15 protein-coding genes are annotated in these 18840 nt (G+C 34.0%); 13 read left to right on the top strand and 2 right to left on the bottom strand.

Features of this window, described 5'->3' with window-relative positions; translation table 11 throughout:
* Positions 1 to 48 precede the first annotated feature (48 nt).
* The 9 genes from IHE43_RS16830 to argH all read left to right on the top strand — a co-directional run bounded on the left by IHE43_RS16830 (position 49) and on the right by argH (position 10389).
* Complete coding sequence (locus tag IHE43_RS16830) at positions 49 to 1242, top strand: argininosuccinate synthase (protein WP_192184980.1); 1194 nt, start codon at positions 49 to 51, stop codon at positions 1240 to 1242.
* Positions 1235 to 2212 carry an N-acetyl-gamma-glutamyl-phosphate reductase gene (argC, locus tag IHE43_RS16825; RefSeq protein ID WP_192184979.1) on the top strand — a complete coding sequence of 326 codons (978 nt, stop codon included), beginning with the start codon at positions 1235 to 1237 and terminating at the stop codon, positions 2210 to 2212. Before IHE43_RS16830 ends, argC begins: the two co-directional genes overlap by 8 nt.
* A 159-nt stretch (positions 2213 to 2371) precedes the next feature.
* Positions 2372 to 3511, top strand: a complete 1140-nt coding sequence (locus IHE43_RS16820) for an aspartate aminotransferase family protein (RefSeq protein WP_192184978.1) — start codon at positions 2372 to 2374, stop codon at positions 3509 to 3511.
* A gap of 84 nt (positions 3512 to 3595) precedes the next feature.
* A complete protein-coding gene (locus IHE43_RS16815; RefSeq protein WP_192184977.1) occupies positions 3596 to 4789 on the top strand; it encodes a glutamate-5-semialdehyde dehydrogenase in 1194 nt (397 codons plus the stop codon).
* 165 nt (positions 4790 to 4954) lie between these two features.
* A complete protein-coding gene (proB, locus tag IHE43_RS16810; RefSeq protein WP_192184976.1) occupies positions 4955 to 5716 on the top strand; it encodes a glutamate 5-kinase in 762 nt (253 codons plus the stop codon).
* A gap of 62 nt (positions 5717 to 5778) precedes the next feature.
* Positions 5779 to 6726 (top strand): N-acetylornithine carbamoyltransferase, encoded by a 948-nt coding sequence (locus tag IHE43_RS16805; protein WP_192184975.1) that lies wholly within the window; start codon positions 5779 to 5781, stop codon positions 6724 to 6726.
* A 102-nt stretch (positions 6727 to 6828) separates the two neighbouring features.
* Positions 6829 to 7602: an acetylglutamate kinase gene (gene argB, locus IHE43_RS16800; RefSeq protein WP_192184974.1), complete on the top strand. Its 774-nt coding sequence runs from the start codon at positions 6829 to 6831 to the stop codon at positions 7600 to 7602.
* A gap of 228 nt (positions 7603 to 7830) precedes the next feature.
* The gene (locus tag IHE43_RS16795; RefSeq protein WP_192184973.1) at positions 7831 to 8901 is read left to right on the top strand and encodes a M20 family metallo-hydrolase; all 1071 of its coding nucleotides are present in this window, start codon (positions 7831 to 7833) and stop codon (positions 8899 to 8901) included.
* 207 nt (positions 8902 to 9108) lie between these two features.
* A complete protein-coding gene (gene argH, locus IHE43_RS16790; RefSeq protein WP_192184972.1) occupies positions 9109 to 10389 on the top strand; it encodes an argininosuccinate lyase in 1281 nt (426 codons plus the stop codon).
* Positions 10390 to 10465: 76 nt separating this feature from the next.
* Here the strand turns inward: argH and IHE43_RS16785 are convergent, their stop codons facing one another.
* On the bottom strand, positions 10466 to 11782 hold the full coding sequence (locus tag IHE43_RS16785; protein WP_192184971.1) for a T9SS type A sorting domain-containing protein: 1317 nt from the start codon (positions 11780 to 11782) through the stop codon (positions 10466 to 10468).
* A 219-nt stretch (positions 11783 to 12001) separates the two neighbouring features.
* Here IHE43_RS16785 and IHE43_RS16780 point away from each other — a divergent pair, with 219 nt between their 5' ends.
* Positions 12002 to 13003 (top strand): DUF2157 domain-containing protein, encoded by a 1002-nt coding sequence (locus tag IHE43_RS16780; protein WP_192184970.1) that lies wholly within the window; start codon positions 12002 to 12004, stop codon positions 13001 to 13003.
* Positions 13000 to 14163 (top strand): hypothetical protein, encoded by a 1164-nt coding sequence (locus tag IHE43_RS16775; RefSeq protein ID WP_192184969.1) that lies wholly within the window; start codon positions 13000 to 13002, stop codon positions 14161 to 14163. Before IHE43_RS16780 ends, IHE43_RS16775 begins: the two co-directional genes overlap by 4 nt.
* Positions 14164 to 14246: 83 nt before the next feature.
* On the opposite strand, the gene ytxJ is transcribed toward IHE43_RS16775, so the two are convergent.
* Positions 14247 to 14636, bottom strand: coding sequence for a bacillithiol system redox-active protein YtxJ (ytxJ, locus tag IHE43_RS16770; protein ID WP_192184968.1), 390 nt, complete (start codon positions 14634 to 14636; stop codon positions 14247 to 14249).
* A 207-nt stretch (positions 14637 to 14843) separates the two neighbouring features.
* Between ytxJ and clpB the strand changes: the two genes are divergently transcribed.
* Both clpB and IHE43_RS16760 read left to right on the top strand, forming a co-directional pair.
* On the top strand, positions 14844 to 17447 hold the full coding sequence (gene clpB / locus IHE43_RS16765) for an ATP-dependent chaperone ClpB (RefSeq protein WP_192184967.1): 2604 nt from the start codon (positions 14844 to 14846) through the stop codon (positions 17445 to 17447).
* Positions 17448 to 17833: 386 nt separating this feature from the next.
* Positions 17834 to 18724, top strand: a complete 891-nt coding sequence (locus tag IHE43_RS16760; RefSeq protein ID WP_192184966.1) for a DUF808 domain-containing protein — start codon at positions 17834 to 17836, stop codon at positions 18722 to 18724.
* Positions 18725 to 18840: the final 116 nt, after the last annotated feature.

Raw genomic sequence — 18840 nt, 5'->3', positions numbered from 1 at the left:
AAATCTCAAACTTGCTAAATACGAAAGTATTAGCCTAAATTATATAAAATGAAAAAAGTTGTATTAGCTTATAGTGGAGGATTAGATACCTCGTATTGTTTGAAATATTTAAAAAATGAAAAAGGATACGAAGTTCACACCGTACTTGTAGATACAGGAGGATTTGATGCTGAAGAATTATCAGCAATTGAAAAAAGAGCCTACGAATTAGGGAGCGCACAACACGCAAATCTTACGATCGTAGATAAATATTATGATAAAGCTATAAAATATTTGATTTTCGGAAATGTATTAAAAAACAATACCTATCCTTTATCAGTTAGTGCAGAACGTGTTTTCCAGGCAATTGAAGCTATTAAATATGCTAAAAAAGTTGGAGCAAGCGCCATTGCACACGGAAGTACAGGTGCAGGAAATGATCAGATTCGTTTTGATTTGATTTTCCAAACCATCGCTCCGGAAATTGAAATCATTACACCAATTAGAGATCTAAAACTTTCAAGACAGGAAGAAGTAGATTATTTAGCTCAAAATGGTGTTCATTATTCTTGGGAAAAAGCACAATACTCAATCAATAAAGGGCTTTGGGGAACGAGTGTTGGAGGAAAAGAAACCTTAACTTCAAGCCAGCCATTGCCAAGTGACGCTTATCCTTCGCAATTGCAAAAAGAAGGGGAAGAAAAAGTAAGATTACATTTTGAGCAAGGGGAATTAGTTGGATTAAACGGTATAATGGATAAACCATCGAATAATATTGTGGCTCTTGAAAAACTGGCAAATGCGTTTGCAATTGGTAGGGATATTCACGTAGGTGATACGATTATCGGAATTAAAGGAAGAGTTGGTTTTGAAGCTGCAGCTCCATTAATTATTATAAAAGCGCATCATTTATTAGAGAAACATACGCTTGGAAAATGGCAACAATACTGGAAAGAACAATTAGGAAACTGGTATGGAATGTTGTTTCACGAAGGTCAGTTTTTAGATCCTGTAATGCGTAACATCGAAACGTTTTTGCAGGACACTCAAAAGACTGTAAATGGAGTTGTGACTGTTTCTTTAAAACCATATCATTTTTCACTTGATGGAATTGAATCAGATAATGATTTGATGAACACTGGTTTCGGTCAGTACGGAGAAATGAATAATGCGTGGACGTCTGATGATGCAAAAGGATTTATTAAGATTTTAGGAAATGCTCAAAACATATTTTCATCTGTAAACCATTTAGATCATGATTAATGTCGGAATAATTGGTGGTTCTGGCTACACGGCTGGAGAACTTATCAGAATATTAATGTATCATCCCAATGTAAACATCGATTTTGTTTACAGTACAACCAATGCGGGGAAAACACTTTCTGTGGCGCACCACGATTTGATGGGTGATATTGAAATGAATTTTACTGACACCATCAATCCAGATGTAAATGTTGTTTTCTTGTGTTTAGGACATGGAAAATCTATTTCTTTTTTGAAGGAAAATCAATTTGCAAGTCACACCAAAATCATTGATTTAGGTAATGATTTCAGATTGAATAAGGATGCTCATTTCGAAGGAAAAGATTTTATATATGGTTTACCAGAATTGAATAAATCGGAAATCAAAAAAGCAAATTATATTGCAAATCCAGGTTGTTTTGCTACAGCTATTCAATTGGCTTTGCTGCCTTTGGCTAAAAACAATCTGTTGAACAACGACGTTCATATTAATGCAACAACCGGAAGTACAGGCGCAGGAGTTGGACTTTCAGAAACCTCTCATTTTAGTTGGAGAAACAATAATATGTCGCATTATAAAGCTTTTGAACACCAACATTTGGGAGAGATTTCAGAAAGTTTGGTTCAATTGCAGGATGATTTTGAAAGCGAATTGCTTTTTATTCCGAATAGAGGAGATTTTCCAAGAGGAATTTTTGCAACATTATATACATTATCCGACGATAGCTTGGAACAATTGGTTGCTAAATACGAAGATTTCTATAAAAACGAACCGTTTGTAACTGTTACGACTACAAATATCAATATGAAACAAGTCGTTCAAACCAACAAATGTATCATCAGTTTAATGAAAAAAGGAAACCGGATTTTGATTAGTTCAATCATTGACAACTTAACCAAAGGTGCTTCAGGGCAAGCGATTCAAAACATGAATTTAATGTTCGGATTAGAAGAAACCACCGGTTTACATTTGAAACCAAGCGGATTTTAGGAAAATTTTGTTTCAGGTTTAAAGTTTCAAATTCCACGTTTTGCGTGACTTGAAATGGTAATACTGAAACTCAAATCAGTTTCAAGTTTAAAGTTACAAGTTTTACGTTTGATGCAAACTTGAAACCTGAAACCTGAAACAAAATAAACAAAAAGTAACATGAATTTATTTAACGTATACCCACTTTACGACATAACTCCTGTAAAAGCAATAGACTGCACAATTACAGACAATAATGGAGTGGAATATTTAGACTTATATAGCGGACATGGTGTAATTTCGATTGGCCACACGCAACCTGATTATGTTGAAAAACTTAAAAATCAATTGGATCATTTAGGATTTTATTCAAATGCAATTCAGAATCCTTTACAGGTTGAATTGGCTCAGAAATTAGGAAAGCTTTCAGGATTGGAAGAATATGAATTGTTTTTATGCAGTTCTGGAGCTGAAGCAAATGAAAATGCTTTAAAATTAGCTTCTTTTCACAATGGAAAATCAAGAGTTGTAGCTTTTGACAATTCTTTCCACGGAAGAACCTCTGCAGCTGTTGCGGTTACTGATAACAAAAAAATTGTTGCGCCTATTAATGCACAACAAATTGTTACTTTTTTGCCTCTAAATCAAATTGATTTAGTAGAAGCAGAATTGGCTAAAGGTGATGTTACGGCTGTAATTATTGAAGGAATTCAAGGTGTTGGAGGTTTAGACCAGGGAACAACAGCATTTTTTCAGGCTCTAGAAAAAGCATGTAAAAAACATGATGTTGTTTTGATTTTGGATGAAGTACAATCAGGATACGGAAGAAGCGGAAAATTCTTTGCGTTTCAACATCACGGAATAAACGCTGATATTATTTCAGTTGCTAAAGGGATGGGGAATGGTTTTCCTGTTGGAGCTATTTTGATTTCTCCAAAATTTGAAGCAAGTTACGGATTGTTAGGAACCACTTTCGGCGGAAGCCATTTATCTTGCGCCGCAGGAATAGCGGTTCTTGATGTAATGGAAAAATTAAAATTACAAGATAACGTAAATGAAGTTTCGGCTTATTTCTCAGAGCAAATCAAACAAGTTCCCGGAATCAAACAAGTAAAAGGAAAAGGTTTGATGTTAGGAATTGAATTCGATTTTGACGTAAGCGCCTTGAGAAAAAAACTAATTATCGAGAAACATATTTTTACAGGAAGTGCTAACAATAAAAATCTGCTTAGAATTTTACCGCCATTAACAGTAAAAAAATCAGATATCGATACTTTTATTAAAGCTTTGAAAGAAAGTTTAGAAGAACTTCAAAATTAAGTTTAACATATATTCTTAATTCGTTTAATCGTTTACTGGTTAAAGGATTAAACGAATTAAGAATTAACCAATTAAACCAAAAAAATGAATCCATTATCAATTGAAAAACGCAATCTGGTTTTGCGCTCCATGGCAAAGCTGGTCGAGCAGGAGCGGAGTCAAATTATTCTAACGAATCAGGAAGATTTGCTGGCTTATGACGGTTCAGATCTAGCGATGGAAGAACGCTTGAAAGTAGATAATAAAAAAGTCGACGAGATGATTTTATCATTGAATCAACTGGCTTCTCAGGAAGATCCTGTTGGAGTAGAACGCTTTCATTTTGTTCATGATAATGGAATAAAAGTGGTTAATAAAACTGCCGCTTTTGGAACGATTTTAATCATTTATGAATCTCGTCCGGATGTTACTATTGAAGCTGGTGGAATTGCTTTTAAATCAGGAAATAAGATTTTATTAAAAGGAGGAAAAGAGTCTTTAAGATCAAATTTGAAAATTGTTGCTTTATGGCATGAGGCTTTGGAAGAAAATGGCGTTTCGAGGGACTGGGTTGAATATCTGAATTACAATCGCACAGAAACACAGGCTTTCTTAGAAAAACCAACTCAAAAAGTCGATTTAATTGTTCCGAGAGGAGGAGAAAAATTGATTCAGTTTGTCAAGCAGCACGCCACTTGTCCGGTAATTGTAAGCGGTCGCGGAAACAATTTTGTGTACGTTCATGAAAATGCTGATACTGATTTGGCTTTGAAAGTCATTTTAAATGCTAAAATATCAAAAATATCTGCTTGTAATGCAGTTGATAAAGTTTTAATAGACTCTAAATTACCTAATTTCGAAGCGTTTACGGCAATGTTAATTGAAACCTTGGATGAATCGAAAGTTGAAATTATAGTTGATAAGTCATTAGAAAATTTCGAAAATACCGAAACACTTCAAAACGAAGATATTTGGTATGAAGAGTTTTTAGATTATAAAATTGTAATCGGAACAATTGATTCTAAAGAAAATGCGATCAAAAAAATCAACAAATATTGTGGCGGGCATTCTGCTGTAATCATAACAAAAGATAATAAAGTAGCCCAGGAATTCATGGAAGCAATAGATGCAGCGGCAGTATATCAAAACGCCTCAACGCGTTTTACAGACGGCGGACAATTTGGTTTAGGTGGAGAATTAGCCATAAGCACTGATAAATTACATCAAAGAGGACCAATTGGTTTACAACATTTGGTAACAAACAAATGGTATGTTTACGGAGAAGGGCAAATACGCTAGAATTTTAGATTTCTGATTTTAGATTTTAGATTGATGAGTAACGATTTTTGATTTCAAATTATTGGAATTTAAATTAAGATAAAGCTTTGCGAACTTAGCGTTTGTAAACACAAACAATATAAAAAACTTAGCGCCTTAGTGCCTTCGTGGCAAAACCAGAACAAAATGAGCAAAAAACGAATTTTATTAAAAATAGGAAGTAATACTTTAACCAAGGAAACCAATCATATTTCGCGGGGAAAGATTGAAGATATTGGTATGCAGATTGCTGCGTTAAACAAAGATTACGAATTTGTAATTGTAAGTTCAGGAGCAATCGCAGCCGCAAAACAATTTGTAAAACTCGAAAGTAAAGGCAAAGAAATTGCATTGAAACAAGCGTTAGCCTCAATTGGTCAGCCACATTTAATGCGGATTTTCCATGAAAATTTCAGCGATTTAGGGTTATTGACTTCGCAATGTTTGTTGTCTTATTCTGATTTTGAAAAACAACAATCAAAAGTAAATATTGTCAATACGATTAATGTTTTGGTGGAGAATAATTACATTCCGATTATTAATGAAAATGACACCGTTGCCACAGATGAGATTCGGTTTGGAGATAATGATAAATTAGCAGCTTTAACAGCAGTCCTTTTAAATGTTGACATTCTGATTATTGCAACCAATACAAACGGTATTTATACAAAGAATTCTATTCACGATGAAAATCCGGAAACGATAAAATTGGTCAATGATTTACAGGTCTTGGAAAAAGAAATCGGAGAGTCAAAATCATCACACGGAACAGGAGGAATGCAGTCTAAAATAGAAGCAGCCGGAATCGCAAAAGCTGCAAACATCGAAACCTGGATCGTCAATGGCTTAAATGATAATTTTATTCTGCGGGCGTTAAATAATGAGATTCCTTTTACTAAGATTGTGTAAATAGAACGCGAATCAGTAAAATCCGCGTCTAATTTAGGATAACAAATAAAAATAAGAAACAAATGAACTATATTTCCATAAAAGATATCAACTCATTATCAAAATGGGTAAAAAGCGCATTAAAAATCAAAAAGAATCCGCTTAAAAATCAAAGTTTAGGAAAGAATAAAACCTTAGGGATGCTATTCTTTAATCCGAGTTTAAGAACGCGTTTGAGTACTCAAAAAGCGGCTTTGAACTTAGGAATGAATGTTATGGTAATGAACTTTACCAATGAAGGCTGGACTTTAGAATTTGAAGACGGAGCGGTCATGAATTCTGGAGCTTCGGAGCACATTAAAGAAGCAGCAGAAGTAGTTTCACAATATTGTGATATTATCGCAATTCGTGCTTTTGCAAGTCTGGCAGATAAAGAAAAAGATTATGCAGAGAACGTAATTTCAGGGTTTTTAAAGCATGCTACAGTGCCAATCGTAAATATGGAAAGTGCCGTTCGTCATCCACTTCAATCTTTGGCTGATGCCATTACAATGGAGGAATACAAAACAAAACACAAACCAAAAGTGGTTCTGTCGTGGGCACCGCATCCAAAAGCTTTGCCTCAGGCAGTTGCGAATTCGTTTGTAGAAATGATGCAATTGCAAAAAGACATGGATTTTGTAATCACACATCCGGAAGGTTACGAATTGAGTCCTGAAATCACGAAAGATTGTAAAATCGAATACGATCAAAACAAAGCGTTCGAAAATGCTGACTTTGTATACGTAAAAAACTGGAGCAACTTTAACGATTACGGTAAAGTAACCAATATTGATCCAAGTTGGACTGTTACTGCTGAAAAAATGGCCTTAACAAACAACGGAAAATTCATGCACTGTCTTCCGGTTCGTCGTAACGTAATTGTAAGCGATGAAGTAATTGATAGCGAGAATTCAATTGTAATTCAGCAAGCCAATAACAGAACGTATTCGGCTCAATTAGTTTTACAGAAGATTCTAAAGAAGTTATAAATATTAGGTACAAAGGTACAAAGTTACAAAGGTTCAAAGGTTGAAAAGCCAAGAAAAAAACCTTTAAGTCTTTGTTCCTCTGAGCCTCTGAACCTCAAAAAAATGGAAGTTACAGTAATAAAAATTGGCGGAAACATCATAGATAATCCAACTGAATTAGAGCAATTCTTGACTGATTTTTCTAAAATTGAAGAATATAAAGTTTTAGTTCATGGCGGTGGAAAATCGGCTACTAAAATGGCGCAGAGTATTGGTTTAGTTCCTCAGATGATCGAAGGGCGACGTATTACTGATGCTGCAATGCTTGATGTTGTCGTGATGATTTATGCAGGGCAAATCAATAAAGATATTGTAGCACAATTACAGGCAAAAAACAACAATGCAATGGGTTTTTCCGGAGCTGACGGGAATTTAATTCAGTCAGTAAAAAGAAATCATCCGACAATTGATTATGGATTTGTTGGAGATGTAAAACAAGTAAATACTTCTTTATTGAAAACATTGTTAGAAAACGGAATTGTTCCTGTTTTCTGTGCCATTACACACGATAAAAACGGTCAATTATTAAACACAAATGCTGATACCATTGCAAGCGAATTATCAATTGCATTGTCTGAAGTTTTTGATGTTACGCTGACATACTGTTTTGAAAAACAAGGAGTTTTACAAGATTCAGAAGATGATTCTTCTGTAATTGCAGAAATCAATGAAGCATTATACAACAAGCTAAAAGAAGAAAAAGTAATTCATTCCGGAATGATTCCGAAATTGGATAATTGTTTCAACAGCTTGTCAAGAGGTGTACAGAAAATCAAAATAGGACATCATAAAATGTTGCAAAATCCAGATGTTTTGCATACCACAATTACATTATAAAATATTGCCACGAATTACACAAATTTCCACTAATTAAAATTTGAAAAAATTAGAGAAAATTTGTGACTCGAGCGACAGCGAACAGGCGAAGCAAATTCGTGGTAAAAAAAGAACATTACGCAAGGTATTTTAAATATTAATTTAAGAAATTTGCGCAAATTAAAAATGTCACAGATTTAAATAAAAACTTTGTGACTTCGAGCCTTCGTGGCAAAGAAACCATTAACTATGAAAAATATTGCAACGCTTACCCAGGAAGCAATTAGTTTATTAAAAAGCCTTATCGAAACCCCTTCATTTTCAAGTGAAGAAGATCAAACAGCGCTTTTGATAGAGAATTGGTTCAATCAAAACGAGATTCCTTTTAAAAGAGAAAATAATAATGTGTGGGCTTTCAATAAATATTTCGACGAAAACAAACCAACACTTTTACTGAATTCACATCACGATACGGTTAAGCCAAATCAGGCATATACTAACGATCCGTTTAAAGCGATCGAAAAAGACGGAAAATTATTTGGATTAGGAAGCAATGATGCCGGAGGTTGTTTGGTTTCGCTTTTGGCAACTTTTGTTCATTTTTATGAAAATCAAAACTTGTCACATAATTTGGTAATTGTGGCTTCTGCCGAAGAAGAAAGCAGCGGGAAAAACGGTTTAAATAGTGTTTTAAAACATTTACCAGAATTAGATTGTGCGATTGTTGGAGAACCAACATTAATGCAATTGGCAGTTGCAGAGAAAGGTTTGTTGGTTTTGGATGTAAAAGTAAAAGGAACCGCAAGTCACGCCGCACATCAAAACGAAGATAATTCATTATACAAATCAATTCCGGTAATGGAATGGTTTAAAAACTATAAATTCGATAAAATATCAGATGTTTTAGGTCCTGTAAAAATGACCGTAACGCAGATCAGTGCAGGTAAGCAGCATAATGTTGTGCCGTCAGAATGTGATTTGGTTGTAGATATTCGTGTAACAGATCGTTATACAAATGCTGAAATTTTAGAAGTGGTGAAAGCCAATGTAAATGCCGAAGTTACCCCAAGATCAATGCATTTAAATGCATCGTCTATTCCAATCGAACATGGTTTGGTTCAGGCCGGAATAGCTTTAGGAAGAACAACTTACGGGTCACCAACACTTTCAGATCAATCCGTTTTAAGCTGTCAGTCTTTAAAATTAGGCCCGGGAGAAACACTTCGGTCCCATTCAGCAGACGAATTTATTTTTGTAAATGAAATTGAAGAAGGAGTCGACTTGTATATCAAAATACTGAGCGATTTCTTTAAATTATAAAATTATTTAGGAGCTAATCCCGCTATTCGTTGCAATCTTTTCCTGGCTAAAGAAACCAGAAAAAGGATTTACACTACTATCGGGGCTAGAAACACGACTAGTATAAACAATGACATTAGTAATAAATTAGAAAAAATAAACTTTAGAAGACCAAAATCTAAGAAGTCTAAAAAATCTAAAAATCTAAGAAGTCTAAAAATCTAAGTTATGAAACTTTGGGAAAAAGGAATACCAACAGACAAAAAAATCGAACATTTCACCGTTGGAAACGATCGTGAATTAGATTTAGTTCTGGCAAAATACGATACTTTAGGTTCAATTGCACACGCGAAAATGCTTGGTCAGATTGGATTATTGACCACAGAAGAAACAACTTCTTTGGTCGATGCATTAAACGACATCATCGCTGATATCGTAGTTGGAAATTTCGAAATTGAAGACAGTTTTGAAGATGTGCATTCTAAAATCGAATATCTATTAACGATAAAACTAGGCGATGCCGGAAAGAAAATCCACACCGCGCGTTCTCGTAACGATCAGGTTTTGGTGGATGTTCATTTGTATTTAAAAGATGAATTAAAAGCAATAAAAGAGCAGGTAAAAACATTGTTCGATTTGTTAATGGAATCGGCAGAGAAACACCAAAATGTTTTATTGCCAGGTTATACGCATTTACAAATCGCAATGCCATCATCATTCGGAATGTGGTTTTCTGCTTACGCTGAAAGTTTAATTGATGATATTACCATGTTGAACGCTGCGTTGAAAATTGTCGATCAAAATCCACTTGGATCTGCTGCAGGTTACGGAAGTTCTTTTCCAATCAACAGAACTTTTACGACTCAGGAATTAGGTTTTGAAACTTTAAAATTCAATGCTATAGCTGCACAAATGAGCCGCGGAAAAGCAGAGAAAACTGTAGCTTTTGCCATGAGCAGTGTAGCAGCAACGTTATCAAAATTTGCAATGGACGTTTGCTTGTATATGAGTCAAAATTTTGATTTTATCAGTTTACCGGCACATCTTACAACAGGTTCAAGTATTATGCCTCACAAAAAGAATCCTGATGTCTTCGAATTAATCAGAGGAAAATGCAATAAGATTCAGGCTCTTCCATACGAAATAACTTTAATCACTAATAATTTACCAAGTGGTTATCATAGAGATCTACAGCTTTTAAAAGAAGGTTTATTCCCTGCACTTCAAAACCTAAAAGCGTGTTTAGATATTGCGATTTTCTCTGTAAAAGATATTACAGTAAAAGACAATATTTTAAAAGATAAAAAATACGATTATTTGTTTACAGTAGATACTTTAAACGAAATGGTGGTTGCCGGAATGCCGTTTAGAGATGCTTATAAGGCCGTTGCAGAACAATTGGAAGCTGGAACATATCAATCTCCAAAAGAAACAAAACATACACATGAAGGGAGTATCAACAATTTATGCTTAGATGCTATTAAGAATAAAATGAAAGCTGCTCTTTAAAAGCTTCTATTTACAAAATAAAAAACCGATTTGTATCAAAATACAGATCGGTTTTTTTATATTATTTAGTTGAAATCTAGTTTTTTATAAACTTAAAAGTTTTGATTCTGTTATCAATTTGAATTTTACAGATGTAATTTCCCTTTGCCAAATTACCCATATTTAATTCTATTTTTTCATCAGTTGTAATATTTTTCGAATTTGAATATACTTTGGAACCATTTGTAGAAAATATACTTATAACGGCAATTCCATTTTCTTTATTTGAAAACTGGACATTTAATAAACTGTCAATAACTGTAGGATAATATTTTAGGTCTAAATTGCTGGTATTTTCTGTAACTCCCAAATTAGTACTACAAGATGTAGAAATAACTCCTGCGGCCGAAACCTGAAGTGTGGCTCCGGAACCACAAGAAGTGTTGGTAATATATCCGGCAACGTCAGCTACAGGCAGAGTAGTGTAGGTATAGGATGGTTTAGTAACTGCCTCACCATAATCAGCCGGAGCTTTTAGAGAATTTAAAAATACTATACCAACAGTTCCTCCGTCAGTACTAATATAATTTTTAAAAGCTGTTCCTATTTTAGCAAAATCAGTTCCTTCAACATAACAGGTTGAATTTTTATCACCGCCACCTAAACCGATAGCCAGCGAACTTGTCACAGAAGTATTGTAATAGCAATTTAGAATGTGAAGTTCTGCATTTCTTGCACGCGGCATACGTTCTCTGCAGCCATCTGCCCAATAGCAATTTTTAAAAGTAATGCTATAATGGCCATCAGTTGGGGCATCGCTTTTTCCTGAACCCACTAAATCTGAGAATCTATGATCATCTGCTCCACCAGAACCTCCCGCTTTTGGAGCTTTCAAATATGTAAACTTGCACCATGAAACAGTAACATTGTCAGCGGCTCCTTTGTTGTCAAAATTCCCATCCATACCGTCCTGAAATTCACAATGATCAACCCAGATATTAGTTGCTTCTGAAGTCAGATTATCGCGCCCGTCAACATCATAAGCACCTGGTCCTTCAAATATTAAATTTCGGATAATAATGTTATTTGAACCAGGTTTTAAACTCAGAATTCCAGATCCGGCAGCAGTTTGATCTATATTGACCAATCGCGCGCCCGGCAATCCAATAATAGTTTTGTCATTAACTAATACACTTGCATAAGTACAATTAATAGTCCCTGAAACCAAAATAACCTGAGGGGTAGTTAATTTTAATTTTGCTGTTAAATCAGCGTAAGTTGAAACCGTTACAGGAGTTGCATTTCCGCCTCCAGTTGCTGTAGCTCCAAAGCCCTCTGGTGCTGACATGAAATAATTTTGTGCAGAAAGGTTAGTCAGGCCCAGCACGAAAATAATTAAAAATAGTTTTTTCATTTTAATGTGTGATTTGTGGTACGAAAAGTGGTTTGATGTAATCGATTACACGAATGTAATAATAAAAATGAAATGTTAATATTTTTTTGTAAAATATATGCTTCGCTAGTTTATAAACTCTATTATATCAATTAAAACAGAAAGATTTTATTTACAATAATAAAGTGTTATGGAATCAAAAAAAGACTATTTTTGATTTGCTATTTATAAAACCAAAACATGAATAAATTTGATGACCAGGCTACTAAATCGCTTCTGGATAAGAATCTAATTACTGAAAATCAATATAAGGAAATTACAGCTTATCGAAATCTGAATATTTTCTCCTTGAATGCAGAACTAAAGCTTTTTCTGTATTTATCTATTTTGCTTTTTACTTCCGGAATCGGAATTCTGATTTATAAAAATATTGACAGCATTGGTCATATTGCAATTCTTTCACTATTGCTTATCATTATCGGAGTCTGTTTTTATTATTGTTTTAAAAATTCGAAAGGATTTCAAAAAACAGAAACAGTTTTTGAGAGCCCAATTTTAGAATATTTGGTTTTAGGCGCCAATATTCTGACTTGTATCTTTATTGGTTATCTGCAATTTCAATACAAACCTTTTGGAACGCACTACGGATTGGCAACTTTAATTCCGACTCTGGTCAGTTTCTTTTGTGCCTATTATTTCGATAATAAAAGTGTTTTGACTATAGCAATTACAGGTACAGCTGCTTATATCGGACTTTCGGTAACGCCTCAGGATTTATTTCATAATGATTTTTATTCAAATCCAAACCTGAGTTATTCTGCCATTATATTAGGCGGTTTGTTTATTTTGTATACCATTTATAGCTCAAGAATAAATCTAAAAACTCATTTTAATATTATCTATCTAACGTTTGCCCTGCATTTAATAAGCATTGCGTCTATCAGCAATCTTGTAGATGATTACAATCATGATGGTATTTGGATGCTTTTTGGATTAGTTTTAGCGGGTTCATCTTATTATTTTTACAAAGTGAGTCATGAAGCTAAGGCAATGTCTTTGTATGTTTTTATGATCATTTACGCTTATATAGGTTTGAATATATTTCTATTCCGAATTTTCCAATTTATAGATTTCTCAGATATTTGGGAATTGTTTATTCTGATATTACCAGCCTATTTTATCGGCTCAATAGTATTATTTATTAAACTGATTAAAAAATTCAATAAAGAAACAGCCGAATGATAGTACACAATAAACAATTATTAAATGATTTGGCTTTGTTGGAAGAAGCAAATTCTTTGCAACAAGCGGGTTTTATAAGCAAAGAGCAAAGAGATTTAATTAAGAAACAATTACCGGATTTTAAAAACCAAAAGAATATTTTGGTACGATTAGGATTCTTTTTGTTGGGATCGTTTTTATACTCATCAATATGCGGAGCTATTTCGCTATTGGGCCTTAGCGGTGAAGAGTTCTTTTTCAAAATTTGCTGTTATATCTTTGCTGTAGTTGGTTTTGCCGGAGCGGAATTTCTAGCCAATCAAAAATATTACGGACACGGTTTAGATGATGCTTTTATTTTAGGCGCTATTTTAAACGTAGGTTTTGCTATCGGAATTTCAACAGATGGATATGAGTTGATAATTGCTGTTTTCATGGCTATCGTAGCCTTTGTAATGTACAGACGTTATTTGCACTTACCTTCATTATTGGTGTTTTGTCTGGCGTTGTCAGCAGTTTTATTTTACGGATTGTTTGAATTTGGCCCAATCGGAAAAACAATTTTGCCTTTTGTAGCAATGTTATTTGCGGCCGGATTTTACTTCTTTACTAAAAAATATATTCATAATCTTACAGAAAGCTATTACTACAATGGTCTTTTATTAGCCAATGGTTTTTGTTTGATTCTCTTTTATCTTTCTTGTAATTATTTGGTTGTAAGGGAACTTTCAATAATGCTTTTAGGAAATGAAATACTTCCGGGAACTGATATTCCGTTTGCGTATTTCTTTTATGCTTTCACACTTATTGTTCCGATTCTTTATTTGGTACAAGCTTTAAGAACAAAAGACAGAATAATGCTTTGGATAAGCTTTCTGGCCATTGCATTTTCAATTTACACCATCCGATTTTATTACTCGGTTTTACCAATTGAAGTTGCATTAACGCTTGGTGGAATAGTTTTGTTTGTAATAGCTTATTTTTCAATTAAGAAATTAAAAGAGAAGGAAAGTGGTTTGACTTTTAAACCGGATAGAATCAATAATTCAAATGCTCTGTTAAATGCTGAAGCCCTAATTGTAGCTTCAACTTTTGGAATGAAACCACAAGTTAAAACAGAATCTCCAATGGAATTTGGAGGAGGAGGCTTTAGTGGAGGTGGATCTGATGGAAGTTTTTAGAATTGTAAAGTGTAAAATATAAAATGTGAATTGTTTAGATGTTATAATTTCTCACAATTCACATTTTACATTTCACAAAAAAGCTAAATTTTACTTTTCAAAGTCTCTGCATCAATATCACTATGTGAAACATCATAAACAGCTTTACCATCTTTAATTAAGATAAGTTGTGGCGATTCATGATAAACACCAAATTTACTTGCAATTTCATTTGAAACATCACGATGTTCAATTAAATCTAAAAAGAAAGCATCTATAGTTTCATCCAAGTCATAATCTTTTTCAAATTGCTTTAAAGCAAAACGACTTATACTGCATCTTGTACTGTGCTTAAAAATTACGATAGGCTTAACACTAGACATATTCTCTATATCATTTAGCTGTGTTAAATTTGTAAGAGGAATCCAGTTCACATTACTTTTTTGTGACTCAGAATTGTCTGAATTTCCGAAGATAGAATTTAAAAAACTCATATTTTGACTGTATTTATGACTTTTTGTCGTTAAAAATTAGCTGAGAAGCTATTTTTAGTGACTTTTTGTCTTTATTTTTATAATGGAATATAATTTGAAAGTTCATCAGCAAAATTAAGCCATTTAAAATTAAAAAATGAATTCAATAAATTCGAATTTTAATGGTATCGATTATTAAAATGAAAATCAAACCTAAATATTAGATATATGAACATAAATAAATTTACAACTAAATCGCAGGAAGCCATTCAGCTTTCACAGCAATTAGCACAACGATATGGACAACAACAAATAGAAAATGAACACATTTTTAAAGCCATTTTTGAGGTGGATGAAAATGTAGCACCGTTTATCTTGAAAAAACTGAACGTAAATGTGCCTTTGTTTTTGCAAATTTTAGATTCAACAATTGAGAGCTTTCCAAAAGTTTCCGGAGGTGATATTATACTTTCGAGAGATGCTAATAAAGCTTTGAATGAAGCTGAGATTATTGCACAAAAAATGAACGACGAATACGTTTCGATCGAACATTTAATTTTGTCCATTTTCGATTCAAAAAGCAAAGTTGCCCAAATTCTAAAAGATCAGGGCGTAACCGGAAAAGCCTTAAAAGCAACTATTGAAGAACTTAGAAAAGGAGAAAGAGTAACTTCAGCATCAGCAGAAGAAACTTATAATGCCTTAAATAAATATGCAAAAAATTTAAACGAATTAGCAAGGACAGGAAAATTGGATCCGGTTATCGGGCGTGATGAAGAAATTCGTCGTGTGTTGCAAATTCTTACCCGAAGAACCAAAAACAATCCAATGTTAGTAGGAGAGCCGGGAGTTGGTAAAACTGCTATTGCAGAAGGTTTAGCTCATAGAATTGTTGATGGAGATGTGCCTGAAAACTTAAAAGATAAAATTGTTTTCTCTCTAGATATGGGAGCATTGATTGCCGGTGCAAAATACAAAGGAGAATTCGAAGAAAGATTAAAGTCAGTAGTAAAAGAAGTTACGGCAGCCGAAGGTGATATCGTTTTATTTATTGATGAGATTCACACGCTTGTGGGGGCGGGTGGAGGTGAAGGCGCAATGGATGCGGCCAATATCCTGAAACCAGCTCTGGCTCGTGGGGAATTGAGAGCAATTGGAGCAACGACTTTAGATGAATATCAAAAATATTTTGAGAAAGATAAGGCACTAGAACGTCGTTTTCAAAAGGTTTTAGTAGATGAACCGGATACTGAAAGTGCGATTTCGATTTTACGTGGAATCAAAGAAAAATACGAAACGCATCATAAAGTTCAAATTAAAGATGAAGCCATTATTGCTGCTGTTGAACTTTCTCAACGTTATATCACGAATCGTTTTTTACCGGATAAGGCTATCGATTTGATGGATGAAGCCGCCTCTAAACTGCGTATGGAAATCAATTCAAAACCAGAAGAATTGGATGTTTTAGATCGTAAGATAATGCAGTTAGAAATCGAAATAGAAGCTATCAAACGTGAAAAAGAAGAGAGTAAACTTAAGATTTTAGGAATGGATTTGGCGAATCTGAAAGAAGAACGCAACGAAATCTACACCAAGTGGAAATCGGAAAAAGATGTTGTTGACGGAATCCAATCAGTAAAACAAGAAATTGAAGATTTTAAATACGAAGCAGAACGCGCAGAACGTGATGGTGATTACGGAAAAGTAGCCGAAATTCGTTACGGAAAAATCAAAGAAGCACAAGAACGTCTGGCTATTTTATTGAAACAATTACAAGAATACCAATCGGGTAATTCTTTAATTAAAGAAGAAGTTACTCGCGAAGATATAGCAGAAGTTGTAGCAAAATGGACAGGTATTCCGGTAATGAAAATGCTTCAGACAGAAAGAGAAAAACTGCTTCATCTGGAAGAAGAATTGCACAGAAGAGTAGTAGGTCAGGAAGAAGCGATTGAAGCCGTAAGTGACGCCGTTCGCAGAAGTCGCGCCGGTTTGCAGGATATGAAAAAACCTGTTGGTACATTCTTGTTTTTAGGAACAACCGGAGTTGGTAAAACGGAGCTGGCAAAAGCTTTGGCAGAATATCTTTTTGACGACGATAATGCCATGACCCGTATCGATATGAGTGAGTACCAGGAACGCCACAGTGTGAGTCGTCTGGTTGGTGCGCCTCCGGGATATGTTGGTTATGATGAAGGTGGACAATTGACAGAAGCTGTTCGTAGAAAACCATATTCTGTGATTTTGTTAGATGAGATCGAAAAAGCACATCCGGATACTTTCAATATTTTATTGCAGGTTCTAGATGAAGGCCGATTGACAGACAACAAAGGGCGCTTGGCCGATTTCAAAAACACCATTATCATCATGACATCCAACATGGGAAGTCAGATTATACAAGAGAAATTTGAGAACTTAAAAGGTAGTGTTGAAGCCGCAACCGAAGCTGCAAAAGTCGAAGTTTTAGGCTTATTGAAACAAACAGTTCGTCCGGAATTTATAAATCGTATTGACGAAATCGTAATGTTTACGCCATTAACGGTTGACAATATTTCGAGAATTGTAAGTTTACAGCTTAAGAGCGTTAGCAAAATGCTGGCTTTACAAGGTATTACAATGGATGCAACCCCAGAAGGAATCAAATACCTTTCAGACAAAGGTTACGATCCTGAGTTTGGTGCAAGACCGGTAAAACGTGTAATTCAAAGAGAGGTTTTGAATCAATTGTCTAAAGAAATTCTGGCTGGAAATATTACAACAGACAGTATAATTTTAATAGATGCTTTCGATGGTAAATTGGTTTTCAGAAATCAAACACAGCCAGTAGCATAATTTTTTTTAATAATTTTTAAAACACCAGTTGTAAAACTGGTGTTTTTTTTTGAAAAAAAACAAAAACCGTGAATCATGAAACTTTTTTTGAAAGTCATATAAAGAAATTGATTCATTAAATTATGAACTTTATATTTATATAAAAATCATTATATTTAATCAAATAAATAACTAAAAACCAATAGTATGAACAATATTTTTAGAGGATTAATCGCAGGTTACGGAGCAAAAAAATTAGGTGGAGGATGTTTTGGAACAATCTTAGTTTTTATAATTATCTGGGTGCTTTTAGGACAGTGCAGCTAATTTTTTAGCAAAAAATCGAATCAAAAGTAGTAGATTCGCGCTACCAAATTAAGGAGAATCACAAAATAAAAACAATTATAATGGCGTCAGGTTTTTTCGTACTATTAGATGATATTGCAGCAATTATGGACGATGTTGCAGTGATGAGTAAAGTTGCAGCAAAAAAAACTGCAGGAATTTTAGGAGACGATTTAGCTGTTAATGCCGAAAAAGCTTCCGGATTTGCTTCTTCGAGAGAACTTCCGGTATTATGGGCAATCAGTAAAGGATCATTACTTAATAAAATAATTATTCTTCCAATAGCCTTCTTATTAAGTGCTTTTTTTCCAGTAGCTATTATTGTAGTTTTAGTTTTGGGAGGATTATTTTTAGCTTACGAAGGAGCTGAAAAAATATACGAATTTATATTTCCTCATTCACATGAAGAATCAGAAGGAATAACAGAAGAAACCTTTACCGAAGAAGAAATTTTGGAAATGGAAAAAGGAAAAATAAAATCAGCCATAGTAACCGATTTTATTCTTTCCGTCGAAATCGTAATCATAGCATTAGGAACCGTAATTGGCAAACCTATTTCACAGCAAATAATTGTAACATCAATAATTGCTTTAATCGCAACAATTGGGGTTTACGGTATTGTAGCATTAATTGTACGTATGGACGAAGCGGGTTATAAGCTTATTAAATTTAGTAAAAGAGAAAAAAGTATATCAAAATTTATTGGTAATATTTTGGTAAAAGCGCTTCCTTTAGTTATAAAAGCTTTAACCGTAATTGGTACAATTGCGTTACTATTAGTTGCCGGCGGTATCTTTGTACATTATATTCCGTTTTTCCATCATTTATCGCCTAAAATTAATCTGCCTTCAATTATAAAAGAATTTGTAGTTGGTTTAGCATTAGGACTTGTAGTTTTAGCAATTGTAAATCTGATAAAAAAAATACTTCCTAAAAAAGCTTCTGCAGAATAAATTACATTTCCCTAAAGATATTCAAACACTAGTCGAAAGGCTGGTGTTTTTTTTGAAGCAGAAAATCAGTTTCCAGAACAAGACTTGTCCCGCTATCCGCTTGTATCTTTTTATCC

Source organism: Flavobacterium sp. MDT1-60 (assembly GCF_014844035.1).
Lineage (GTDB): Bacteria > Bacteroidota > Bacteroidia > Flavobacteriales > Flavobacteriaceae > Flavobacterium.
This window is presented reverse-complemented; position numbering and strand designations above follow the sequence as displayed.